The organism is Plebeiibacterium marinum (assembly GCF_026013615.1).
GTDB classification, from domain to species: domain Bacteria; phylum Bacteroidota; class Bacteroidia; order Bacteroidales; family Marinilabiliaceae; genus Saccharicrinis; species Saccharicrinis marinus_A.
Map to the genome: position 1 here is coordinate 69,396 of NZ_JAPDPI010000022.1, position 24,714 is coordinate 94,109.

Here is a 24,714-nt window from a genome sequence, read left to right on the forward strand (position 1 = left end):
AAAAGGATGGCTTATGGTCATCCTTTTTTGCTGTATCCATACCCATAACCATACCCGTATCCATATCCAGGGCCATATCCGTATTTGTTGCTTTTTACCTGAATATCGTTTATTATAATCCCACAGTTCTTAATCTGTTTTTTATCCAATTCATTTAACAGGTGAGATAAGTGTCTGACTCTTGTTTCGTTGTGTCTTGTAATAATCAGGTTCAGGTCAGAATAGTCCAATAGCAACATGGCATCAGCTACCCTTCCTAAAGGAGAGGTGTCAAGTATTATTAAATCGTAATTCTTTTTTAAATAATCAAATAAGCTGGTGTTTTTACCAGCTCGGGAGATTAATTCAGATGGGTTGGGTGGTATTGGGCCCGAAGGAATAAAATCAAGATTTTCCTGGTTTGATTTGTAAATCAAATCCTTAATGTCAATATGGTCACTATAAAAGGATGATAACCCCGATTCTTCATTATCAATACTAATGTATTTGTTAATCATAGGTTTTCTTAAGTCAAAACCAATAACAATGGTTCTGTTTCCTTTTTGAGCAAAACTGGCAGCCAGGTTTAAAGACACAAAACTTTTTCCTTCAGAAACATTGTTGGATGTTACCAGAACAACATTTCCCTTATCTTTAATTGAAAATTCAATGTTTGTTCGTAATGATCTGAATGATTCTGTTATTAATGATTGCGGATTTGAATTTACAATGAAGTCAGAGTTGTATTTGTTGTGCAATATGTGTCCTAAAATTGGGAAATTTGTTATGGTTTCAATGTCTTTGTTCTCATAAATTTTGTCGTTAAAATACAGGAGTAAGGCAATGATTCCAATGGCAACAGCCAGTCCGAATCCAATTTGTTTAGGAATGATTTTAGAAGCTATCGGCTCAAGTTTGATGGCGTATTCGCTTCTTGCCTTTTCTAATATTTCGCTGGAAGGAATATTTGAGGCCTTCATGATTTCCATTTCTGCTCTTTTGGTGAGCAAAAAAGTATATAACTCTTCGTTAATGTTGTATTTCCTTTGCAGACTTACAAATTCTTGCTGATCCTGAGGTAAAAAATTAAGTTCAGACTTGATTGTGTTAATATGACTGTTTAGTTCTTCTTTTTCATGTTTCAGATTCATTTTAGAAGAAGCGATATTTTCCAGAATTGCTTTTTTAAGGTTGTTGGATGTTAGTTTGTTTGATAGTAATATAGGTGTTTCCTGGATAGTTCTGCTTTTTATTTTTTCCAGTTCAAACAAAGCTTCGTTAAGTCTGTCAAGTAGTTCGTTTAAGTAGGGATTGTCGATCTTTAAAGTTGAAGGAAGAACCATTTCATCCAACGATTCGCTGTCTGTCATAAATTTTTCCAGATAATTATAATATTTAAATTGAATGTCAATTTCAGACATCTGGCTTTCTAAAGATCCTAGTTTATTATAAATATAATTGGTTTTATAATCTATATCCAGCCCTCCTTTTGAATGGATGAATTCTTGTATTGTTTTTTCACTTTGATATAAAGAATCGTGAATGTCAGATATTTGAATATCAATAAAATTAGTTGTGTTGGCTGCGATCTTGTTTTTCCTTTCAATACCCTTTTTCAGGTATTCGTCGGATAGTTTATTTAAAAAATCTATGCCTCTTTCTTTATTGTCGCACTCAAGGGATATGTTTAGTATTGAAGAACCATCCTGGTCGGTAATAGCAATGTTTTTAAACTCATTAATCAGGCTATTATATGAATTAAACTGAATAATAAATGTTTTGTTTGAAAGTGACTTGGGGTTTTGGGAAATGTTTGTGATTTTAAATTTGCAGGCAGGTGTGAGTAATGGCTGGTTTATATTTAATAATGTGTCAATGTTATAGTTATGTAGGGTCTTTATGCTTTTTGAGTAGGTGTAATTATACAACGAAACAGAAGAAGGGAGAGACTCTGTTTTATATGTAGAATCATTTACAAAGGTGAGTTTTATTGGGTGGTTAATTGGTTGTGCGTGTAACCTGTCCCATTCTACAGTAAAATAAGGATTAGGGTACAGGCGTGTGTTTTTATAGCGTCCTTCTTCAAAAACAGATACTTCAAAATTGAGTTTGGAAATAGCCCGGTTGATGAATTCATAGGAATTTAAAATGCCTATTTCGTTGTTTATTTTGTTTGAGTTTCCAAAAGCATTTCCAAGACCTATTATGGCTTGAGGGTCGGTTTCTTTATTGTCTTGAATCAGTAGTTTTGTATATACCAGATATTTTGGCGTTGTTTTTAATATGGTGTAGAATATACAGCTACTGCTAATAAGTAAAGCAATGACTAGTATGGGCCAATATTTCAGCCCCTTAAAAAGTAGCCCGAGATAATACTCGGGCTTATTATTGTGGTTTACTTTATTCAAGATGATTTGTGTTAGTCGGTTACTGCAATTATTGAAACAACCAATGATAGAATACCAAATACCATTCCATATGGCATCTTCTCAAATACAAATGATTTTGATCCTCTGGGTGCAACATAGATAACATCGTCCGGTAAAAGGAAGAAGTATTCAGAACTCAAAAGACCGTTGTCAGTAAGGTCAATGTGAGAAACTTTGTTTCCGTTTGCGCTTTTTCTTACAAGGGTAACCTGGGTTGCTTTACCAAAATCGGTTATTCCACCCGCCATACCTAAAGCTTGTAATATAGTAACCTGATCCCTGTCTATATTGTAGGTTCCCGGATTATTGACTTCACCTAAAATTGAGATATTAAAGTTTACCAACTTCACCTGTACTTTAACGTCTTTAAAAAACTGGCCAAGGGTTTCTGTAATAGCGCTTTGGGCTTCTTCGATACTTAGTCCTTTTACAAGAGTTTTTCCGGTAAATGAATAACTTACATATCCTTCAGAATCTACTTTATAGGAGTTTAGATATATGTAAGAAGAGTTCATTAATTCAGGGAAGTCGGTCTGAAAATAGCGACTTGTCTCGGCATCAGAACTGTAAATTTTTATATATAAGTGGTCGCCACTGTTGATTTTATATGCATTTGTTTGTGCATTAACTATTTCCTGTGAATAGTCAGAATGAGATTTTTTCTGTATTAACTCCACTTTTTTTAGGTTCACACACGACGAGGCAAGCCCTGCTATGATGAGGAGTGAAAAAACTTTAATTATACTGCGAGGAAAAAAATTCTTCATAATTAGTTTGTTTTATTGCTATTATAAATTTTTATTGCTTTTGACATTTCAATTTTTTCGTTGTTAAGGTAAGCTACCAAAAAGGAGGTTTTGGAGCCAATTTGCTTCCATTTTTGCAGAGCATCCTTGTACGACGGGCCAACAACGTATTGGTATTTGAACCATCCGTTTTCTTCTCGTTCCCTAATCTCCCCATTCGCTATTTCCTTAAGCCTGTTAAGCTGTGTGTTATTTACAGCTACTTTGTTTGCAGAAACCTGAACAACGAAGATTAAGCCTGTATCCTTTGGGTGGTTTTGTTGTTTATGCAAGGTTTTCCAAAGAACTTGTTTCTCATTGTTTTGGTAAGCTACAATAAATGCTCCTTTTACATTTAATTGTTCTGACTTTGTTAATGCTTCTTTGTAATTAGTGGTTTTGTTTATTTGATATTTGTACCACCCCTCTTCATTCCTTACTGTAATTGAATCATTATATTCGTTTAATGAAGAAAGTAAGGATCCTTCAATAGGGGTACGGCTTGCTGCAAGCTGGATGTAATAGTAAGTATCTGTATAGCTATAGTAACTTGCCGGATTCTGATCAATATTATCTGCTTTTATATTTTCGCCTTTTGTGTATGTAATATCAGGCGTTGCTGTATGTAATGGCGTGTTATCCACAGAATTGTTTCCCGTAATTGTTTTTCTTGAATCCGTAACAACTACTCTGTTTTTAGTTTTGTGGTTTACAATATTTTGATCACTTGAGGAAGTGGTTGGCGTTGAAATCAGGTTGGCGTTAATCTGTTGGGAGGGTGTAATTTGCGCAAGGGTTTGTGCTTGCATGACTTCCGGATTCCATTGATTTTTATAAATGGACCAATATCTTTTTAAAGAGGCTTTGTCATATTTTTTTATTAAGTCATGAGGAAACAGGGAGTCTTCTATCGCTACTGCAAATAAACTATCGTTTGCCAGGTTGTTATATTCGTTTATGTTTTTATGTATTGTATTGCTTTCAGGGGTGTGAGTTGCATTATTGGGAGATTGTACTTTGTTTTTGTCTTTATTTTCAGACTTTCCTATTGAATCAGCAAAGTATATAAATTCATCGTAGGTATTGGTGAATGGGCTGTGCCCTTTTTGAATAGTCTCAACCTTATTGTTGGGTGTTGTGTTTCCAGAAGATTCAGTAATCAGTGTTTGCAAAGTACCTGATGCAATATCATAGTGTTTGCAAAGTAATTCGCTATTGATTGGTTGATTAAACAAGTGTTTTGATTCAGGATTGTTCAGATTAAGATCCTGAGCCATCTTTAAAGATTTGGTACAAATTTCGGTTTTATTTAAGATGTCCTTACAAACCGCTATGGTGTCGATGGGTTGTTTATAGGTTTTGTTTGCTTTTAATATATCTTCAGAATTCAATAAAATATTAGATACCAGATTGGTATTGTTTGTTATTTTCTGAGAAGAAACAATGTTGTTGAGAATTGTTTCATGGTATTCTGTGGTAAGGTCGTATAGTTTTTGTGCTTTTTCAAGAATGTCTTTAGGAATTATTGTCTTGTTTTGCTCAATAGAATCAATCGTTGCCCATAGATTCTTTTTACAATTGTTTATTGTCTTAAGCTGAGAGGTGACGGGCGTCTCAGTGCTATACTCTTGAGTATAAGATGATACATAAACTAAAAATATAATAAATATTAGAAAAACTGCCCTTTTTAAAACCACGGTAATATTAAGTTAATTGTAAAAAAGAATGATATTAGACGTTAGATACGGATCTTTTATCAAATGGTTTCAGAGGTTTGTCAAAAAAGATAAAATTTTATTCATGTTGTTTTTGATATAACTACTGTATTATAATAGAAGGAAGGGTATGGCAAGTTTTAACAGGTTTCGATGAATATGTAAACAATACTTCGTTTATATTTTGGGATATGCTTTTTTAATTCTAAAAAAAAATGCTTTACTTTATTAGCACAGTGAAATGAATTATCCCAAAATTCAAAGAAATTCTAACTTTTAAAAATTCCTTAATTATGGCTGTAAAAAGAGTTTACACCTTCGGAAACGGAAAAGCAGAAGGTAAGGCAGATATGAAAAACCTTTTAGGAGGTAAAGGTGCTAATCTGGCTGAAATGAATCTAATCGGTGTACCTGTTCCTCCAGGGTTCACAATTACAACAGATGTTTGTACAGAATACAACGAAAAAGGAAAAGATGCCGTTGTTGAGCTATTGAAATCTGATGTAGAAGCTGCAATTAAAAATATAGAATCACTTACAGAAACTTCTTTTGGAGATAAAACCAATCCTTTGTTAGTGTCAGTACGTTCGGGTGCTCGTGCCTCTATGCCGGGAATGATGGATACGGTACTGAATTTAGGATTGAATGATGATTCTGTAATAGGGATAGCTGCCAAATCGGGCAATGAACGTTTTGCGTGGGACTCCTATCGTCGTTTTGTTCAAATGTACGGAGATGTCGTTTTGGGGATGAAACCGGAATCCAAAGAGGAAATAGATCCGTTTGAAAGGATTATGGAAGACGTGAAAGAGAGAAAAGGGGTGGATTTGGATACCGATCTCGATGTTGATGATTTAAAAGAACTGGTTACCTTGTTTAAGGCTGCAGTAAAAGAGCAAACAGGCCATGACTTCCCGGAAAGTGCATGGGAGCAATTGTGGGGAGCTGTAATGGCAGTTTTTGACAGTTGGAATAATGATAGAGCCATACTTTATCGCAGAATGGAAGGAATCCCTGATGAGTGGGGGACTGCAGTAAATGTTCAGGCCATGGTGTTTGGTAATATGGGCGATAACTCAGCTACGGGTGTGGCCTTTACACGAGATGCTGCTACGGGTGAAAATGTATTTAATGGAGAATATTTAATAAATGCACAAGGGGAGGATGTTGTTGCAGGTATTCGTACTCCTCAACAGATAACAAAAGATGGTTCTTTAAAATGGGCCGATTTGCAGGGTGTTTTGGAAGAAGACAGGGTGGATATGTATCCTTCGTTGGAAGAGGCCATGCCTGATGTATATAAGCAACTTAATGAGGTTCAGCAAAAGTTAGAAAGTCACTACAAAGATATGCAAGACCTTGAGTTTACGGTTCAGGATGGTAAGTTATGGTTGTTACAAACTCGTAACGGTAAACGTACAGGTGCTGCAATGGTTAAAATTGCCATGGATCTCTATCGTGAAAAAGTTATCGATGATAAGATGACCTTAATGCGCATTGAGCCAAATAAATTGGATGAATTGCTGCATCCTGTTTTTGATCTTGAGGCCATTGGCAGCGCAAAAGAGCTTGCCAAAGGGTTACCTGCTTCACCAGGGGCCGCTTCAGGACAAATTATTTTCTTTGCAGATGAAGCCACAAAATATCCGGAAACTATTTTGGTTCGTATTGAGACTTCACCGGAAGATTTAGAAGGAATGTTGGTGGCAAAAGGAATCCTGACAGCCCGTGGCGGTATGACTTCTCATGCAGCTGTTGTTGCCCGTGGAATGGGTAAATGTTGTGTGTCGGGAGCGGGAGCTTTGAAAATTGATTATAAGGAGCGAACGCTGCGTATTGATGGAAATGTTTACAAAGAGGGTGATTGGATTTCTCTAAATGGTTCAACAGGTAAGGTGTATGATGGTAGGGTTAAAACGCGTCAGCCAGATTTGGATGGGGATTTTGGCCAAATAATGGATTTTGCTTCAAAATATACACGAATGAGTGTGCGTACAAATGCCGATACGCCAAAAGATGCCGTTGTTGCCCGTGAATTTGGGGCTCAGGGGATTGGTCTTTGTCGTACAGAGCATATGTTCTTTGAAGGAGAGAGGATTAAAACTGTTCGGGAAATGATTCTTTCATCCGATGAAGATGGTCGTCGTACTGCATTGAATAAGTTGTTGCCTTATCAAAGGGGAGACTTTGAGGGTATCCTTGAAGCTATGGAAGGATATGGTGTTACTATTCGCTTGTTGGATCCGCCTTTGCATGAGTTTGTTCCACATACTGAAGCTGCTCAGCAGGAGATGGCAAAAGAAATGGGTATTAGTTTGGCAGAAGTGAAAACTAAGGTTTCAGACCTGTCAGAATTCAATCCAATGCTTGGGCATCGTGGTTGTCGTTTAGGGAATACCTATCCTGAAATTACAGAAATGCAGGCCAGAGCTATAATTGAAGCGGCGTTAAACCTCAAAGCCAGGGGAATTATTACAAAACCTGAAATAATGGTTCCTTTGATTGGAACAGTAGAGGAGCTTAAGATGCAGGCCGAGATTATTCATACAACGGCAGAGTTGATCTTTAAAGAAAAAGGGGAGAAGGTTGAGTATTTGGTTGGTACAATGATTGAAATACCCCGTGCTGCCTTAACTGCAGATCTGGTTGCCGGAATTGCAGATTTCTTCTCGTTTGGTACGAATGACTTAACTCAGATGACTTTTGGGTATTCTCGTGATGATGCGAATAAGTTTTTGCCAATTTATCTTGAAAAAGGGATTCTTAAAAATGATCCTTTCCAGATTCTGGACCAAACAGGTGTTGGCCAGTTGGTTGAAATGGGAACACAAAAAGGACGTTCTGTTAAGCCTGAACTAAAAGTTGGTATATGTGGAGAACATGGTGGCGAACCTAGTTCTGTGGAATTTTGTGATTCAGTTGGTATGAATTATGTTTCTTGCTCTCCGTTCAGGGTTCCAATTGCACGAGTGGCTGCTGCTCAGGCAAATATTAAAAAGAAAGGATAGATCTTAATTTATACGTTATACTTTTTAGGCGGTTTGTAATACTTTATTGCAAACCGCTTTTGTTTTTAATATAATCCATTAGGATTCTTGTTACTTGATCCTTCCGGATTATCCAGGGTAGGAGATGAAGAGGTGCGCGAGGGAGATTAATATGTAAAAGCTAATTCCCAGATATAGTCCTTTAATACGGATGAAATATAAAAAATATAAATATGTATATTTATTTATGGATAAAAACTTGTATATGTAAAAAATATATTGCAACTTTGTAATACTCATAGTTTAGGGTTAGGTTTGGTTAAAGATTGGAAAGCATCTGTATAAACGTTTTACAGATGCTTTTTTTTTGTAAAACCCGAATATGTATTAATTACATATCCGGGTTTAATTATTGAGAAAATATAGTGTGCAATTTAATTTGTATGTGCTCTTATCAAAAGCCTGATGCTAGCTTTTTTACATCTTTTAAGTTTAGTGCTTTGTTGTGGTTACAGACTAATTTGGATTTCGGATATTTTAGGATTACCATTATGTTCTTTGAAAAAAAGACTAGCCGCCAAAAGTAATTTTGACGGCTAAGATTGGAGATAATAAGCACAACATTCCCCAAATTTTCATCCTATACAATTACATATAAAAGTTATCTTCTATAATACCCACAAATTCATAATCTCTCTTTTTTATATTATTTAACGCATAATGTTATTCAATAGTGATGCCAAAATATGTAACTGATAAAAGAAAGAAATGGTTGTTGATATAATAGATTGAGATTTAGTTTGGTATGATGTCAGATTGTTTTATTATCGGACTATGGTGGTGAGTAAGTTGGTGTTCGTAATTGAGCGGCAGTTCAGATTTGACTGTTCAAAACGGCACGTATGTTCCATTTTGAACAGCATTGCTGTTACTTTGTTAATTTGTTTATTCTGCTTCTTAGGGCACTTCTGGAAATGCCTAAGTATTCGGCGACGTGGGTTTTGTTATTGTTGAATTTTTTGAGTGCCTTTGATACTATTTCAGTTTCTAAATCTTCAAGATATAAAAAGTCATCAGGAAGATTAACTCTGCCATTTTTTAGCACGTTACCTATAATTGGAGTTTCTGTACTGTTACTTATAAGATAGTTTATGTGGTGTGATGTTAGGATTTCTTCATTATACAGTAATACAATTCTTTCAATAGTGTTTTGTAATTCTCTTACATTTCCTGGCCAATTGTATTGATGCATTATTTTCCTTGCATCTTCGGATATAAACTTAAATGCCTTTTTTCTTTTCTGAGCATATTTTTCAAGGAACATTTGTGCTAAGGGTATGATGTCATCTTTTCTGTCGCATAAAGGAGGTATGTTAATTTGGCCCAGGTTCATTCTGAAAAACAGGTCGCTTCTGAACTCGTTTTTCTCTACCATCTCATTTAAATTCCGGTTTGTGGCAAAAATGAAGCGAACATCTAACTTAATTAATTTGTCGCCGCCAACCCTGTATATTTCACGTTCCTGCAACGCCCGTAATAGTTTGGGTTGAAAACTGAGAGGGAGTTCACCTATTTCATCCAGGAAAATAGTTCCCCCCTGGGCTAATTCAAATTTACCGGCAGCTCCTGTTTTTTTTGCACCAGTAAAAGCTCCTTCTGCATAGCCAAATAATTCACTTTCAAATAAATGAGAGGCGATTGCTGCACAGTTTACCGGTACGAAAGCTGAGCTGTTGGTGTTGTTTATCCCATTGTGAATTAGTTTTGCAATGACTTCCTTTCCTGTTCCGGTTTCTCCCTGTATAAGTATTGGGATATCCCTTTCATTGTGAAAGTTATTGCATAGGTTTACGATGTTTTGCATCGAAGAAGAAAAAATACCAATGTCGCCAGAACTTGAATATTGTTGAATGGTTGAGCGCATGGCTTTAATTTGCGCTGTTTTTTCTTTTGATTCTATTTCTTTCGTATTAATGGTGCTTTTAAGAAGCTGGTTCTCTTCCTGGAGTTTTAGGTAGTCTTCAATTTTTTTTAGAGTAGCTGCTAATTCTTCTATGTTAACCGGCTTTAGTAGATAATCGTTGGCGCCATACCTAAGGGCTTCAATGGATGATTTCATGTCGCCAAAGCCTGTCATTATAATGACTTCAGTGTCTGGGTTTATGTTTTTTATCTCCTTTAGTAATTCTATCCCGGTTAACCCAGGCATTTTCATGTCTGTAATAACCACGGGGGTTGTGTTTTTTTTGAATAAGCCAATGGCTTCATTTCCGTCTTTTGCAGGAATAACATCATAGTTGAGATTCTCAGTTAAGAATTGAACTATTGAATCCCTGCTTAAATCATCATCATCAACAACTAAAACTTTCACTTTGCTTGCAATTTATTGGCCTTAAATATAGTAATATAAAATGTTACACCACCATTATTGTTATTTTGATAATTGATGTTGCCTTTTATCCTGTCCACAAATGTTTTTACTAAGGCAAGCCCTAATCCGGTTCCTTCTTTTTTGGTAGAATAGAATGGGTCGTACAATCTATCCCCTATGGTTGAATCTATTCCTGTCCCGTTGTCGCTAACCATGAGTATTGCACGATCTTCATGGTTTATAATGCTGATGTCAATAGATTTGTTTTTTATCGAAGTTTTGTCGAGGGCCTGGATGGCATTAATAACCAGATTGATTAAAATTTGTTCTACCTGGATGAAATTTGCCCTGACTAATAATTCTTCCGGGGGTATATTTATGGTGCATTTAATGTGGTGTTCCTTAATTTGTCTTTCAATAAGGGAGTAGGCGTTTAAAATAGCCCTGGTTAAATCTATTTGTTCAAATAAATCATTTTCGGTTGGGGCTATCCAAAAGCTTCGCATGTGCTTTATGATTTCATCAATCCGGTTGATTCCCTTTGATAGAGTGCTGAATTTATTTGTGACTATTTCAGGGATCTGTCCAGTGTTTCTTTTGTCCCAGAATTTAATGCTGTCTACAGTAACCCGGAGCGCATTTAAAGGCTGGTTTATTTCGTGCGTAATTCCCGAAGCCATTACTCCAATGGAAGCCATCCTGGAAGCTTGTGACACCATTTGTGAAGCCTTGGCAATCTTCTGTTCGGCTTTTAAGTGTTTGTTCATTTGGAAATTGCGTTCCCAGGCATTGGATATAAGGCGAATTAAAATGGTGATCTCATTGATTTGTTCGTCTGACCATTTAATTGGGCTATGGTGAGCCAAGGCTGCTAATCCAAACATGTTTTCTCCAATTTTAAGGGGGAAAAGTGCAATTGCATTGATAACCCTGCTTCTGTAAAATTTCTTTTCTTCGGCAATAAGATTGGATAAGTCGGGCGATATAAACAAGCCTTCATTATTTACTATTTTGATAAAGCGTTCCAGGTGAAAATACTCATCCTTGTTTAATTCTCTTATGCTGCTATTGTTTATAGTTTTGCTGCCAATTACATTTTCAACTCTGGCTTGATTGTTTAGGCTATATAACGAAACTTTGTCAATCAGGTAATTTTCAGCAATTTCTTCAAGTATTTTGTCAATTACAAAAGTGAAATCGTTTGTGGAATTCAGGAGCGATACAATTTTGGCGTTTACTTTTTCAAATTGATATCTTTTTTGCAGGTCTTTTTGCTTTGCCATTAAAGACTTTTCTGCATTAAGGGTTCTGATAATGGCCTTGGTAAGGATTAAAATAATAATGATGGTTGCAGTGAATATGATGGCAATTAAAAAAATGATCTTCTTGTTTATGGTGTAAAAACTTTGTGGCTCTCCCAATATTTGAGAATTTTTTGGAATTGATCGTTTGTTAATATTGAATTTTTTCAGCATTTCATACGAAAACATATACTCGCTTAGGCTGCTTTTGTTAATGGGGATGCTGTCTGCATTTACCCCATGTACTACTTGCAGGGCTTTTAAACCAGCCCGGTATCCCTGATCTTCTCCGCTTATTATTTTTCCTCCAATAACAGAGCCATACAAAAAGAATTTCCAGGTAGTATATACCGGGATAGAGTAGTCTTTAGGGATAAACTCCCGGTTTTTTTTAAAGGAAATGAAATTTCCATCTTTGTCTTTGTTGTAGGTTGATAAAAGTACTGCGTCTTTATAAGTGAGTTCTTTTAAATTGTTGGCAATTTCATTTATGGATAGATTTTCCCAATAATGAAAATTAAGGGAGTAAGGGAATTGTTTTTCTATTTTCTCCAGTACTTTTTTGTTTTCAATGGCTGTTTTGGTCTTGTTGTCGTTGATAATGTGAAGGTCGGTTACTAGTGGGTGGTTCATTTTGATTAACGAAATAGTAGCCATAAAATCGGGATCTTCAATTATTCCGGTAATGTTTTTTTGGTTGGTTATCAGATCGTCAGAGTAGTTGTTGATTCCACAAAATATGATAGGGGTATTTTTAAAATATGTTTCTCTGTGTTCAAGGGTAAAATCCAATGCAGCATTATCGCATGCAATTATCGCATCATAATCCCAGTTTTGTGTTTTAATAAGATATAGTTTTTCTAATTGAGCGTAATATTCATCTCCTAAATTTCTTTTACGGTCAAGGTATTCAAAATACAATTCAATACTGTCGTTGGCAGAGGTAAAAGCTTTTTTAATTCCCTTTGTAATATTGTCTGTCCATTCTAAACCAGAATGGTAGGAGTGAAATATGAGTACGCTTTTTCTTTGGGCAAGAGTTATAATGTTTATAAAAATAAAAACTGTCAGAATGAGTTTTCTCATTTATTGTTTTTGTTTGAAAATTGATAGTTCAAAGTTACAGTCTTTTTAAAAAAGCACTATCTCTGTCAGAGGTGAAATTATAAGGAATGAAACTGCAAGGTAATTGAACTGCTTAATGCAGTTTTCTTTTTCCCGCTCCAGGAATTTTTAAAAAGGCAATAATGGTTATGAATACGGTTATGACTAATACTGCCAAAAATACCATCTTTGAATTAAAGGTTCCTTCAATTAGTTTAAAAAGACCCGCCGAAAATAAAATGGCAACAAAAACCATTTGGTTGTTGTATGCAATTACCGGCCCCAGTTCCCGTCCTTTTACCCTATCCTGCATAAAGGCGTTTAAGGGGATTTTAAACAATCCGGCAAAAAATGCGAAAGAGATTATGGTGATCGTAAAAACAGTAACCTTTGGACTGAAAATATAGATAATCAACATGCAAATAATCATACCTAAACCTCCAATGGGTACCAGGATTGTTTTTACTTTGTGGTTGGAAATAACTCCCGCAGCATAACATCCTGCTCCAATACCAATTGCAACTAAGGCCATAATAGTCCCTGTTGCCGTGTTTGAAAGATTAAGGTATTCTTCGCAATAAATATAAAGGTTCATTTGTATTAAGGAGCCAATGAGCCAAAAAACAGAAAGACTAAGGACGATATAGTTGAGGCCAATAATTTTTTTACACCATTTAAACCACCTAATGGGGAACAAAAAAGGATTTAGCGTGTCCTCCGAGTCGTCTTCTGGTTGTGATTCTTTGGGATGAATCCCCATACTTGTTATCCAGCCAATAATGGCCAAAAACATCATACAGGCTGCAATAATGATAGTTCCCATTTTGGGGTTGTTAAAATATTGGTCGGCATCCGAAAGCAATCCGCCAAAAAAAGTCCCAAGTAAAACCGCAACAAAAGTGATCATCTCCATTGCCCCTGTTCCAAACGAAATCAACTCTTTGCCCCCAATATCTCTGATAATGCCGTATTTACTTGGTGAATATAAGCAACTTTGCAGTCCCATTAAAAACATGGCAAAAAGAACTACATAAACATTTTGCATAAAAAAGCCGGTAATGGCGATTACCATAATTAATATTTCTGAAAATTTTGCCCATTGAATGATAAGTGCCTTGGGGTGTTCTTTAGCCAGCTTGCCTGATAATGGGGACAGAAAAATATAGGGTAAAACCAGTAAGGCTGCAGCTGCAGAAACCAGGGTTGCTTTGTGTTCTCCTCCAATCCATACTACACATACAAAACCAATTAGGGTCTTTAGGAGGTTGTCGTTTAATACTCCTGCAAAGTTGGTGCTAAATAAAGGAAACCATTTAAACCTATTGCTTTTTTCCATAGTTGTAATTTTTTATGTTTCTGCAAAACAGTGTGCTAACATACAATTATTATTCTATTTTATGCAGATACCATGCATTAAGTTTTTAAATTCTTGATTTTTTTGCTAAGGAATTATAGCTTTGTGGGTTCAAAAAAAGTAAGTAAAGTTTTTAAATATTAAATAATGGGACGCGCGTTTGAATATCGTAAAGCCACAAAGCTCAAAAGATGGGCAGGGATGGCAAAAACATTCACCAAGTTAGGTAGACAAATAACAATGGCAGTTAAAGAGAGTGGTCCGGATCCGGATGCAAACCCTCGTTTAAGAATGCTTATGCAGAATGCAAAGACTGCCAATATGCCAAAAGATAATGTTGAACGGGCGATAAAAAAAGCTACTGAAAAAAATAACGAAGACTGGAAGGAAATTGTTTATGAAGGTTATGGTCCTTTTGGTATTGCTGTTTTGGTGGAGACAACAACAAATAACAACACCCGTACTGTTGGTGCAGTAAGAAGTTATTTTAACAAAGCAGGTGGTTCGTTGGGAACTACTGGTAGTGTTGATTATATGTTCGAGCATAAATGCCACTTTAAAGTTGTTTCAAAAGAAGGATTAGATTTAGAAGAGCTTGAGCTTGAGATGATTGATTCCGGGGCTAACGAAATATTTGAGGAAGAAGGTAATGTTATTATCTATGGAGATTTTGAAAGTTATGGATCGATTCAATCTTATCTGGAAGAGAATGAATTTGAGATTGTAAGTTCTGAATTTGAGCGACTTCCAACTACAACTAAAGAATTAAATGAAGAAGAGGTGGTTGTGTTTGAAAAAATGCTCGCCAAGTTTGATGAGGATGAAGATGTGTCAAATGTTTATCATACAGCAACGTGGTCGTAATTTATTAACTTGAGTTTCGATTTAACAATAGATCGTTATATTTTAGATAATAGATATTAGACTGATTTATAATTTGCTTAAAATCAATAAGATAATAATTTTGTCGTAAATTATTCAATGTATTTAGAATCAGTACATTATAAAAAATTAACGAACTAATGGATTTAAGATATTGAATAAAAAAAGCCTCTTCCAGTTTTGGAGGAGGCTTTTTTTTATTCGTTTATTATTTGTCCACTCGGCATCATATTGTCCGGTGGGGGAGTGCCGTGTTGCATTTTATATTGCAATCTTTTGCAATCTTTCATTTTATTGCCCTTGCAATACATATTAATAAATCCTTTGCAGGCTAAGTTTTTTGTTTCCTGATATTTAATAAAGAAACCACACTTGGCTAAATTATCACATTCAATACTCATAATCTTTAAAAATTTAAGTTAAGATGCTAATTTATAGATAATTTCTTTTTTTTACTAGAATAGTATCTTAATTCTTTATCATCGACAGGCTTTTAACTATGTATTTTTCTTTTGAAGCCGACTTGGTGTTAAACGCTAATCCTAAATCAGTTTCTAATTTTTCTCGGGTAGTATCCCAATCACTTCTTTTTAGTTTTAAATCTATCCTTTGAATCTCTTTTGAATCAAGCTTCAAAACCTTATTGAAATCACCACCTAAATGGGTCAGGATCTTTTCTAATTCAAAATTTTCAAATATTACTGAATCCTGTGATACGATTGATTTGCTTACAATGGTATCGCTAATTACCATATTCGAGAACCTTGTATATTTTTCTTTATCATTCACTGTGACCATTATAGTGTCAATAGTAAAAAGTTTTTTTTCAATGGTAATTAAAAGAGCGTCAATAATTTTCTTCTTAATCAAAGTGTCTTGCATTTTACAGATTACTTTCTGGTCAATAAATGCGCTGTAATATGGATGGTTAAATTCATCGTTGTCTATTAAGATAGAGGTGCTGTCGGTTTTTTTTATAATACTAAGTAATTGTTTTAGTGAAATGCAATCAGCTTTCATTCCCAGGAATGGTTCGCTACAGTAACTGTTTTTAAAACTCGCGAAGTCCTTTTTGTTTACTTCTTTTATTGTAACCTTACAGCTATCATTTTCAAAATCTAAAACATATTTATTTGTGTTTAATACAACATTATTATTATGCCCTGTTGTTTCTGAAATATTCTTACAATTTGTTAAGATTAAGCAAATTGCAAACGAAGTTAATAGTTTAATATTCATTGAGTTTAATTGTTAAGTTAATAATGAGATTATTTATAATATTCAGGAGTCTGCATTATTTACATATTACAACCAAATCATCCTAAGCACTCACCAAACAATTATGAAACAACTCCGACTCTCATAAACTGATACCTACCATTTCCCTACTGCATATATACAGGTTGTTCGCAAAAAAAAGTAACAGAATAATTCCTGTTACTTCTTGACTTTCCTTTTTAATATATTTGGGCAATTACAATTAACAATGAGCACGAATTGGTTATTGATAATAGAAATTAGCTGCATCCCCCGCTTACCCTTTTGGCTTTTTTTACCACGGGTTTATCCAGATTGGCTACCGCCTCACCAATTTCTTTCAATTTTTTACCTGCCTCTATCCTGAAATTTTGAACATCAACACTTTCCTTGGTGCCATTGGGATCAACCTCTGATATCAGGAAATATTGTTGGTTAAACTCATCAGCAGTTAATTCCAGCGAAAAGTTATCCGATTTGCCAAAATATTTTGATATCATACAAGCTCTTTGCGATTGCATGATATCCGCTCCGTAAAATACATTGATCTTAATGTTTTGGATGATTGTTCCCAGATTTTCTGATTTGTGCATGGTTTCCAAAGGAATATTTATGGCTGTTGGGATATGGAATTTTTCATATTCTTCGGGAGACCGAACATCAACTACGTTGAATTTGTAATATTGATTCATTAATTCGTAAGCAAGCTTGTCGCCTTTCATTATTTTGGGATTACATTCACCAGCAGCAATCTTCTCATTAATACGTTTGTCCATTACTTCTTTTTTAGTAGGAGTAACCATCACAAACAAAACAATGATAATTGGTGTGGCTATGGCAATAGTGTTTTTAATAATGGTTGGTTTAAACCATTTTGTTTCTTTATTATTGATGCGGTTTTCAATAATCTGGGTCATGATAAATGCAAAAGAAGCTATTAATATCATGAGTAGCCCAAAGGTTTCGCGCGATAAGTTCAGTTGATCAAACATTAAAACTGCCCCCCAGTTTTCAGAAGTATAAATTCCTTCCCAAACAGGGTATCCTTCGCCAAAAATAAAGATACCGATTACGCTTCCGAATAGGAAGGCCATTCCGTCAACTCTTCCTGTAGCAGCAGCACAGGCGCTGGTTCCGGGACAAAAGCCGCCAATGATAAAACCCAGTCCCATAATTCCGCCGCCAATAAGAGCCGACCATAAAAAAGTAGGGTTGATGTAAATAATATCAATGTCCAGCAAATCCAGGTGATTTAATACAATTATACCTACCATAGCAGTTATACCAGCAGTAAAAAATACCCTGAGTACGGTAAAATCGTATCCGTAAAACAAACCAACTAATTTTTTTGTGGAAGCAAAACCGGCTTGTTCCAATGCAAAACCAAACCCAATCCCAACAATCAATGCAATAATATAATTAAGCTCTCCACTTATAATATCAGGTACTAAAGGTCCCATAACTATTGTTTTTTAATCCATAAGTTTCTAAAAAAGTAAGCAACCATATAGGCTGAACCAAAAATGGCCAGCATGGTAATTATTCCGCCGAACGACATAACGGCCATCCCGCTAAGTGCCGAGCCTGATGTGCAGCCTCTTCCCAATTGGCTTCCAAAACCGAACAGGGCACCTCCAACAATAGCACCAATAATTCTGGTTGCATTTCTTACACCAGGGCCTTTTTCCAGTTTTAAACCAACCCTGTTGGAAGCAACACCTGATAAAAAGGCTCCGATAAATACGCCTAATACCTCAAAAACCAGCCATGATTTCATCGGGCCTTCAGGGTGAGAGGCCTTGTAATCTGTATAATAGTCGGTGTTGGCAGCGTGTTCAGGAGCAAGGGTCTCTACCGTTTGAATGGCTACACTTTTAAATGCTCCGCTGGCCCCCAATCCGCGACCTGTTATATAAATTGTTAACAGGAGCACAAAGCCCAAAAAGAATCCTGCTAAATAGGGATTCATATATTTTTTAGGAGTTTCTGTTGTCATGATTGAGATTTTTTAATTTTACCTTCTTCAGTTATATCTTCAGCATCTTCCAATTCTTCCCAACCGGTAATCATTGCCTTTATGTTTGTAGTGATTGTATGGCCAGTTGTAGTCATATATACATGCACTACAACAAAAGAAATCAATAAAAAAGCACCCAGTGTATGTATTACTGCTATCCATTCCAATGGGATGTTCAGGGCAACAACCATGTCATTCACATCAAACGATTTGTAATACATGTACAGTAAGCCGGAAAGTATTACCATTGGAGCCATTACCAGCTTAAAGCCTAGATATACAACAGCTTGTAATGGGTTTAGTTTTTTACGTACCGACTTAATTGTGGGATGCGGTTCTCCTTTGAACATTCCTATTGTGTAGTATCTTATTTGAGCCTGTAACTTTGAAAAAGTTGGGATATACTGTTTCCATTCCCCGGTTGTAAAATGCCAAAAGATACTAAATGCAATCAGCCCGAGCAATAAATACGAGGCAGACCTATGGAATGCAACAGCTTTTTCGAACCCAAACAAGTGGAATGAATCATGAATTTCGAATCCGGTAAGGGCTAAAAAGAAAATTAATGCAGCCTGGCACCAGTGCCAGAATCTTTCAAATTTTTTGTATATATATACTTTTTGCATAGTTCTAATGTTTTGTGAATCAATTTGCAGTTATATTGAAATTTCTTCTGATTCAACTTCGTTCTTTCTGATTGAGTTAATAAAACGTGCAAGGGCATGTATCAAAACGCCAAGTATAGATCCCCAGAACATTAATTTTCCAAATAAATCAATCCAGTTATTATTGTCTCTTCCCGGTATATAAAAACCATCCAGAGATGCCAGTCTTCCGTTTTCGCGGGTATGGCATTCTTCGCAGCTAAGGGTTTGGTCTTTGGGTGCAACCATATGGTTTACGGGCCAGTACATTTCTGTTTCTATAAAATCATGCTTGCCGCTGTATGGAAGCCCCATCCTTTTCATACCGGCTTCGGCAGCCAGGTTCCAGTCAAAGTCAACCCAATAGGCACTGTCGCCTTTTTCTGGTGCATATAGTTTGGGTTGAATCAGCACATTGGTTTCAGGATCGTAAATCTGATCTCCTCTGTGAACTTTTACCGGGTAAATCTTAGAGTATCTATCGACAGCACTTCCCAGTAATTTGTTTATCTGTACCGGAACCGAGTCAATCTTGTCGCCTATAACATAATGCTGTGCGTTGCCATTGAACCACAAGTATTCTGGTTTAACATTGGTTTGCCAGTCAAATTCTCCTTTAATGGATAGGTAAGTGTGATTTCCTAATGAATCTTCGGTGTGGTATGGTTTTCCTTTTAGAAGCTTTCCGGCTTTTGACCATTTCCACGACATTTTGGTGGCGTTTGCTTTGGCATAAGTTGGGATATGGCATGTTTGACAGGCAATTTTTGAATAGTGGCGATTTAAAAGGTCGTCGAGGTGTGGGCGTGAGCTATGGCAATCTTCACAGTTTAATCGGTTAACATCCGTAGAGGATACCGAATATAGCTTTCCTTTTATTTGGTGCTTGTTGGCAGTATGGCAATCTACACAAGTCATGCTAAGGCCATTTTGAGCCATGTGAACATCGGTGTTCCTGTCGCAGGCTAACAGGGCCTCTTCCAAATCACCATGTTTAACATTGTTTCCTCCACCGCTATAAAAATGACAGCTTCCGCAATTTACATTTGTAGGGCGGCCTACACTTTGGGCAACTTTATTAAAGTTTACTTTCCTGTCGGGATATCCTGCCATAGCTGCTCCTTTGATGTATTCTTCACTATTATCGTGACACACCATGCAATCCACATTTTTGGCATTGTTAAAGTCAAACTTGTTGCTGGTCATCCCAAATCCAATATGGCATTTAGCACAGGCTTGCTCGTTTGTATTGGATCCAATACAGAAGTTGTTAAGCACATTCTTCTTCCCAATTTTTGAAATTCCTTTGCCTTCAACATAAGCTACCCTTTCCCAGTTCCAGTGACTTGAATGGATAATTTCTTCGTGTCGTTTGTTGTGGCAGCTTAAGCATGCCAACGTAACATCCTGGGGAGTTTTGAATTGTTTTTGAAGAATGGTGAATTTTGAATGGTCTACTGAAGAAGTGGGTTTTGTAGCATATTTCTGCTTCAGTTCGTACTGCGAAAAATTGAGGGGTTCTGTTTTATGGAGCAGGTTTATCCCTACCAAAACTAAAACAGTTACTACAATTGAATAAATGATGACCTTGTTCATAGGTAATTATTTAAATTGTTTGCCGGATTCATTTTTCTTAAAGTTATGGCAATAAATTTACTTTTAAAAACATTTAAAAGTATGTAAAAATATAGATATGTCAAGTCGGAAATATATAGATTTGTGTAATTTGAATTTAGTCTATATATGCGGAAGTGTGATAATCGGTTTATTAGCAGGAGAAAAACCTGGTTTTATGGTGGGTGAGAAATATAAGATGTGAGGGATATGGTTAGTTATGGATAAAAAGTAAATGCAATTCAATCCGTTATGCAGAAACAAACCGATTTTGTTTGTTCCTGCACGTGGATGATTGATTTCTAATTTAAAGTGGTAAAAGCTTGATTATTACTTGATTTTGCAAATAATCTCAATGTCTATATCTTCACTAACCAGAAAAGTTCCAATTTCCTTGCCTACCTCGTAGTCAAAGCGGTTTAAGGAAAACTCGCCAATAAAAGTGTTGTCCTTAAATGAAAAAGGAATTGCTACAGAATTGGTGACGTTCCTGATAGTAAGGTTTCCCATTAAAATATAACCATCTCCCTTGTTAATTATTTTTGTTGATTGTATGCAGATGGTTGGGTATTTTTCTACAAAAAAGAAATCCTCAGTTCTTAAGTGTTTGTCTCGTTTTTCACTTTTTGTAGTTACTGAGGCTGCATCGATACAAACATTGAAAGAAGATTCTTTGATGTTATCCTTATCAAATGCAATATTACCTTTCATTCCGGCAAAAGTTCCTTTTACTGAACGGATTTTCATTTTCCCAGCCTTAAAGTTTACAATTGACTCATCGGTGTTTATTTTTTGGGCATCAATATTAAATATTGAGATTAGAAGTACTGCTATTAGTATGACAATATTTTTCATAGGTTTTATGTTTTAATAGTTTAAACAAAACAGCATCATAAATGTTTGATTTTATCCTGAAGCAGGCGGTAATTTATTTTTCCCGTACCCAATAAGGGGATCTCAGGAATTATTTCTATACGTGTAATTTTTGCAATTAATGGGGCCTTTTTCTCCATTAAAATTGTGTTGGCTTCATGTGTTGAAATGGGTTTAGTGGTAAATAATATAATCTGAGGTGGGGATGTTTTGTCTGTTCCGGATATGGCTATTGTTTCTTCATCTTCGCTTCCAAAATGATCTTTTAATATCTTTTCAATAAAAGGTAAACTGATCATTTCACCTCCTATTTTAATAAAGCGTTTGAGTCTGCCGGTTATATATAAATAACCTTCATTGTCAATGTATCCTAAATCTCCGGTTTTATAATATGGTTTGTTATTGATTTCAATAAAAGGGGATGGGATATTGGGATCAACATAGCCATCGAAAACATTGTTTCCGCTTACGCATATCATACCTGTTTGCTGTGGTTGTAGAATGTGGTTGTTTTCAATGTGTATAATTTTGCAATCTACCCCCTTAATAATCTTTCCTACGCTTCCGGTTTTTTGTTTTTGCAAAGGGTTTAACGATAGAACAGGTGAACATTCTGTTATCCCATATCCTTCAAGAATAGTGGCCTGGGGAGTAATATTTTTAAATGTGTTTGCCAGGCTTTCGCTAAGTGGCTCTGCACCCGATACTACATATTTTAAACTAACCAAATCCTCTTTTATAGCGTTGTTTAGTATTATCTTTAAAAAACTTGGGGCTGTCACTATTATGGAGGCTCCAGTGTGTTTTATCATCCTGACGATCGCCCTGCCATCAGTAGGGTCAGGGGAATAAACAATGCGTGTGCCGGTAAGTAAGGGAAGTATTGATAAAACACTGAATCCAAAACTGTGGAAAGGGGGCAAGAAGCCCATGAGTATTTTATTTCTCTCCAGATCAACTAATTCCAGTGTGCCTTTTAAATCGTGGATAATATTGTCGTGCGTAAGGACAATTGTTTTGGGCAAACTTTCACTGCCTGATGTAAAAAGGACTACCGCTTGGTTATTAATGTTGTCAAATTTATAGAAGCGTTTAGGGAGTTTGCTTTTAATCAGTCCTTTTAGTTTGGTGTGGACAGGTGTTTGTGGAACTATCTTGTCTAAGAATACCAGTTTTTTATAGGTGTTCGCAGAGAGCTGGCTTTTAATTTTTTCAATAAACGACCCTGCTGTAAAAATATGGTTTACCTGAGTATCTCTTATGCAATGGTCGAGTATTTGTTGTCCTGTGGTCCAGTTGAACATTACAGGTATTTTTTTTGCAAAGTAACATGCCATAATTAATAGTGAAGTACTTTGCAGGGCTGGCAACATAATGCCTACATATTTTTCGGGACAATGTTTTTTTATGATCTCGGCTACCACACATGTTTTCAGAAAAAAATCTTTTCTTGAAGTTTCCCCTAATAGTAAATCATAAGTAAAAGGGAGGTGGTTTTTTGATGTAAACCTTTTTAAAAACTGTGTAGGTATATTGTCGTACGAATTGATTTTGATATAATTATTAAAAGGGTTGCTCCTTTTAAACGAACAGGGAGGAAATACTTGCCTTTTCTCAAAGTCTCCGTTAGCCAACAGGTATAAATCTCCTACTGTTTTTATTGTTGATATGTCGTTATGGGTTTCTACATTGTACTTTTCTTCAACTTTGTTGATGAGATCCACAAGACTTATAGAGTCAGCTCCCAGGTCGTTAGTAAGTAGTGTTTTATGGGATAAGTTATCATCTTTTATAGCTAAAGACTCCTTGATGATAGCGTGTACGCCAGAGGTAATTGCCTGGGGGAAAGCTTTTGTACCGGCAGAAGCAATTGGTTGTTCTGTGTAGGCAGAAGCTAAGGAGTCTGGTAGTTTTTTATTAATAGGGTAGCTGAAAAGGAAATGTCTTAAATAAGAAACTTTTTCCTCTCCATTCCTGTTGTAAAAGTTTTCGAGAAATAGGTTGAAAGTGTTTTTGTCAACCTGTGCATACTTTTTGGCATCAGCAGTTATGTCTTCAAAGTAAAAGGATACCTTTCGGCGAGGGATAAAAATAAATAGGTTGCAGATGGCGTATAGTATCCCGCGTAATATATTTAATGCAAAATTTGGAGAATTGCCGTTCCAGGCCTTTGACCATTGGCTTCCCCACAGACCGTTGATTCTCACACCAATTACCTGAACGTTATCGGGGATGTTCTTTATAATTTCATGTGCGCCTTTCTTGTTCTGAATCCTTTCAAACCCTTGGGAGGCAATTTTTCCTGAAGGATATATGACTATGCTTTTGTTATGATTGAATGCTCTTATGGCTGCAGACGTAATATCCTTTAGAACATTCAGGTTTCGACTGCCGTTTTCAAGGTCGCTCACCCTGACGGCACCCCAGTTTTTAAAGAATATTTTTATCACGGGAAGATCATAATAAGAGCTTGTAATCATCGGAACCACATTTTTATGCGGGTAAATATGGCTCACAAGTAACATGGGGTCAACAACAGCCTGATGGTTGGGTAAAAAAAGAACCGGTCTATTAGGATCAATATCTTTGGTTCTTTGCAGGCTGACTTTGTAGCGTAGCGACAAAAACGAGCGGCCTATAAAAAAAATGAAACGAGCAATAGCCTTAACTATAGGATGTTTTTCTTTCATTTATGAAAAATTGGATTGTTACAACGGAGAAGATAAAAAAAATATAGGCAAAAAAAAAGGGAGCCTTTCGGCATCCCCATTTTAACCAAACCTAACCCTATATTTTGAAACTATATTGTTTTCTGTGTTAATGTGTGTTAATGTGCTGCAAATATAAAATGTTAGAATATATAATGCAAATATTTAGTATTTTTTTATGGTATAACATTGAATATGCTATTTGTGATAATTATGTTATTGATTATTTATGTTGTTTATATATGGGACAGAAATATTCTCAAAAAACAACTTATTGATAACAAAGCAATTATTAAAAAGCTGCAAAAAAAAGTTTATTTTTTTTCGTTTTTTGCTTGCAGGTAATGTGATTTTGTCTACATTTGCATCCGCTAAAGCACGGGTAAGTCCTGTACGACCAGCTCCTATTGAATTCCCCCAGGGCCTGACGGCAGCAAGGGTAGATGGTTGAGCGGTGCGATATAGGTAGCTTACCCACCCGCCAATGTAGCTCAGCTGGCTAGAGCAGCTGATTTGTAATCAGCAGGTCGTGGGTTCGAGTCCCTCCATTGGCTCTATAGTTTTCATAATGATGAAAACTTTAATGTTGAAATAATGATTTTTGGGGAGATACCAAAGTGGCCAACTGGGGCGGACTGTAACTCCGCTGACTTTCGTCTTCGTAGGTTCGAATCCTGCTCTCCCCACAAAACCA

Annotated in this window: 15 protein-coding genes, 2 tRNA genes and 1 other RNA gene; 5 read left to right on the forward strand and 13 right to left on the reverse strand. The window is 36.0% G+C overall.

The window, feature by feature from the left end:
* Window positions 1–17 precede the first annotated feature (17 nt).
* Genes OM074_RS11865 through OM074_RS11875 form a run of 3 tightly spaced genes read right to left on the reverse strand, consistent with a single transcriptional unit; the run spans window position 18 to window position 4,890 of the window.
* Window positions 18–2,387 (reverse strand): polysaccharide biosynthesis tyrosine autokinase, encoded by a 2,370-nt coding sequence (locus OM074_RS11865; RefSeq protein WP_301199695.1) that lies wholly within the window; start codon window positions 2,385–2,387, stop codon window positions 18–20.
* Between the two features lie 11 nt (window positions 2,388–2,398).
* On the reverse strand, window positions 2,399–3,175 hold the full coding sequence (locus OM074_RS11870; RefSeq protein ID WP_301199696.1) for a polysaccharide biosynthesis/export family protein: 777 nt from the start codon (window positions 3,173–3,175) through the stop codon (window positions 2,399–2,401).
* 2 nt (window positions 3,176–3,177) lie between these two features.
* Window positions 3,178–4,890 carry a hypothetical protein gene (locus OM074_RS11875; protein ID WP_301199697.1) on the reverse strand — a complete coding sequence of 571 codons (1,713 nt, stop codon included), beginning with the start codon at window positions 4,888–4,890 and terminating at the stop codon, window positions 3,178–3,180.
* Between the two features lie 311 nt (window positions 4,891–5,201).
* On the opposite strand from OM074_RS11875, the gene ppdK reads away from it, so the two are divergent.
* Window positions 5,202–7,916, forward strand: a complete 2,715-nt coding sequence (gene ppdK / locus OM074_RS11880; protein ID WP_301199698.1) for a pyruvate, phosphate dikinase — start codon at window positions 5,202–5,204, stop codon at window positions 7,914–7,916.
* Between the two features lie 907 nt (window positions 7,917–8,823).
* On the opposite strand, the gene OM074_RS11885 is transcribed toward ppdK, so the two are convergent.
* The 3 genes from OM074_RS11885 to OM074_RS11895 all read right to left on the reverse strand — a co-directional run bounded on the left by OM074_RS11885 (window position 8,824) and on the right by OM074_RS11895 (window position 14,007).
* The gene (locus tag OM074_RS11885) at window positions 8,824–10,266 is read right to left on the reverse strand and encodes a sigma-54-dependent transcriptional regulator (protein WP_301199699.1); all 1,443 of its coding nucleotides are present in this window, start codon (window positions 10,264–10,266) and stop codon (window positions 8,824–8,826) included.
* Window positions 10,263–12,653, reverse strand: a complete 2,391-nt coding sequence (locus tag OM074_RS11890; protein WP_301199700.1) for a sensor histidine kinase — start codon at window positions 12,651–12,653, stop codon at window positions 10,263–10,265. Before OM074_RS11890 ends, OM074_RS11885 begins: the two co-directional genes overlap by 4 nt.
* A 112-nt stretch (window positions 12,654–12,765) precedes the next feature.
* Entirely contained in the window at window positions 12,766–14,007 is a 1,242-nt protein-coding gene (locus tag OM074_RS11895) for an MFS transporter (protein WP_301199701.1), read from the reverse strand.
* A gap of 165 nt (window positions 14,008–14,172) precedes the next feature.
* Here OM074_RS11895 and OM074_RS11900 point away from each other — a divergent pair, with 165 nt between their 5' ends.
* Window positions 14,173–14,889, forward strand: coding sequence for a YebC/PmpR family DNA-binding transcriptional regulator (locus OM074_RS11900; protein ID WP_301199702.1), 717 nt, complete (start codon window positions 14,173–14,175; stop codon window positions 14,887–14,889).
* A gap of 486 nt (window positions 14,890–15,375) precedes the next feature.
* Here OM074_RS11900 and OM074_RS11905 read toward each other — a convergent pair whose 3' ends face one another.
* From OM074_RS11905 to OM074_RS11935, 7 genes are all read right to left on the reverse strand, one after another.
* Window positions 15,376–16,146: a hypothetical protein gene (locus tag OM074_RS11905; protein ID WP_301199703.1), complete on the reverse strand. Its 771-nt coding sequence runs from the start codon at window positions 16,144–16,146 to the stop codon at window positions 15,376–15,378.
* Window positions 16,147–16,424: 278 nt separating this feature from the next.
* Complete coding sequence (locus tag OM074_RS11910; protein ID WP_301199704.1) at window positions 16,425–17,624, reverse strand: rhodanese-like domain-containing protein; 1,200 nt, start codon at window positions 17,622–17,624, stop codon at window positions 16,425–16,427.
* Window positions 17,625–17,626: 2 nt separating this feature from the next.
* The gene (locus OM074_RS11915; protein WP_301199705.1) at window positions 17,627–18,160 is read right to left on the reverse strand and encodes a YeeE/YedE thiosulfate transporter family protein; all 534 of its coding nucleotides are present in this window, start codon (window positions 18,158–18,160) and stop codon (window positions 17,627–17,629) included.
* On the reverse strand, window positions 18,157–18,807 hold the full coding sequence (locus tag OM074_RS11920) for a cytochrome b/b6 domain-containing protein (RefSeq protein WP_301199706.1): 651 nt from the start codon (window positions 18,805–18,807) through the stop codon (window positions 18,157–18,159). Before OM074_RS11920 ends, OM074_RS11915 begins: the two co-directional genes overlap by 4 nt.
* Window positions 18,808–18,837: 30 nt before the next feature.
* On the reverse strand, window positions 18,838–20,421 hold the full coding sequence (locus tag OM074_RS11925) for a tetrathionate reductase family octaheme c-type cytochrome (protein ID WP_301199707.1): 1,584 nt from the start codon (window positions 20,419–20,421) through the stop codon (window positions 18,838–18,840).
* Window positions 20,422–20,769: 348 nt separating this feature from the next.
* Window positions 20,770–21,294, reverse strand: coding sequence for a YceI family protein (locus tag OM074_RS11930; RefSeq protein ID WP_301199708.1), 525 nt, complete (start codon window positions 21,292–21,294; stop codon window positions 20,770–20,772).
* Window positions 21,295–21,329: 35 nt separating this feature from the next.
* Window positions 21,330–24,002 (reverse strand): AMP-binding protein, encoded by a 2,673-nt coding sequence (locus tag OM074_RS11935; protein WP_301199709.1) that lies wholly within the window; start codon window positions 24,000–24,002, stop codon window positions 21,330–21,332.
* A gap of 398 nt (window positions 24,003–24,400) precedes the next feature.
* On the opposite strand from OM074_RS11935, the gene ffs reads away from it, so the two are divergent.
* The 3 genes from ffs to OM074_RS11950 all read left to right on the forward strand — a co-directional run bounded on the left by ffs (window position 24,401) and on the right by OM074_RS11950 (window position 24,706).
* Window positions 24,401–24,499, forward strand: an RNA gene (ffs, locus tag OM074_RS11940) — signal recognition particle sRNA small type.
* Window position 24,500: 1 nt separating this feature from the next.
* Window positions 24,501–24,574: transfer RNA gene (locus tag OM074_RS11945), tRNA-Thr, on the forward strand.
* A gap of 49 nt (window positions 24,575–24,623) precedes the next feature.
* Window positions 24,624–24,706: transfer RNA gene (locus OM074_RS11950), tRNA-Tyr, on the forward strand.
* Window positions 24,707–24,714: the final 8 nt, after the last annotated feature.

Bases quoted from the DNA above. Each gene is read 5' to 3' on its own strand.
- OM074_RS11870 (WP_301199696.1), bottom strand. From the start codon at position 3,175: ATGAAGAATTTTTTTCCTCGCAGTATAATTAAAGTTTTTTCACTCCTC.
- ppdK (WP_301199698.1), top strand. From the start codon at position 5,202: ATGGCTGTAAAAAGAGTTTACACCTTCGGAAACGGAAAAGCAGAAGGT.
- OM074_RS11890 (WP_301199700.1), bottom strand. From the start codon at position 12,653: ATGAGAAAACTCATTCTGACAGTTTTTATTTTTATAAACATTATAACT.
- OM074_RS11895 (WP_301199701.1), bottom strand. From the start codon at position 14,007: ATGGAAAAAAGCAATAGGTTTAAATGGTTTCCTTTATTTAGCACCAAC.
- OM074_RS11900 (WP_301199702.1), top strand. From the start codon at position 14,173: ATGGGACGCGCGTTTGAATATCGTAAAGCCACAAAGCTCAAAAGATGG.
- OM074_RS11905 (WP_301199703.1), bottom strand. From the start codon at position 16,146: ATGAATATTAAACTATTAACTTCGTTTGCAATTTGCTTAATCTTAACA.
- OM074_RS11910 (WP_301199704.1), bottom strand. From the start codon at position 17,624: ATGGGACCTTTAGTACCTGATATTATAAGTGGAGAGCTTAATTATATT.
- OM074_RS11915 (WP_301199705.1), bottom strand. From the start codon at position 18,160: ATGACAACAGAAACTCCTAAAAAATATATGAATCCCTATTTAGCAGGA.
- OM074_RS11920 (WP_301199706.1), bottom strand. From the start codon at position 18,807: ATGCAAAAAGTATATATATACAAAAAATTTGAAAGATTCTGGCACTGG.
- OM074_RS11925 (WP_301199707.1), bottom strand. From the start codon at position 20,421: ATGAACAAGGTCATCATTTATTCAATTGTAGTAACTGTTTTAGTTTTG.
- OM074_RS11930 (WP_301199708.1), bottom strand. From the start codon at position 21,294: ATGAAAAATATTGTCATACTAATAGCAGTACTTCTAATCTCAATATTT.
- OM074_RS11935 (WP_301199709.1), bottom strand. From the start codon at position 24,002: ATGAAAGAAAAACATCCTATAGTTAAGGCTATTGCTCGTTTCATTTTT.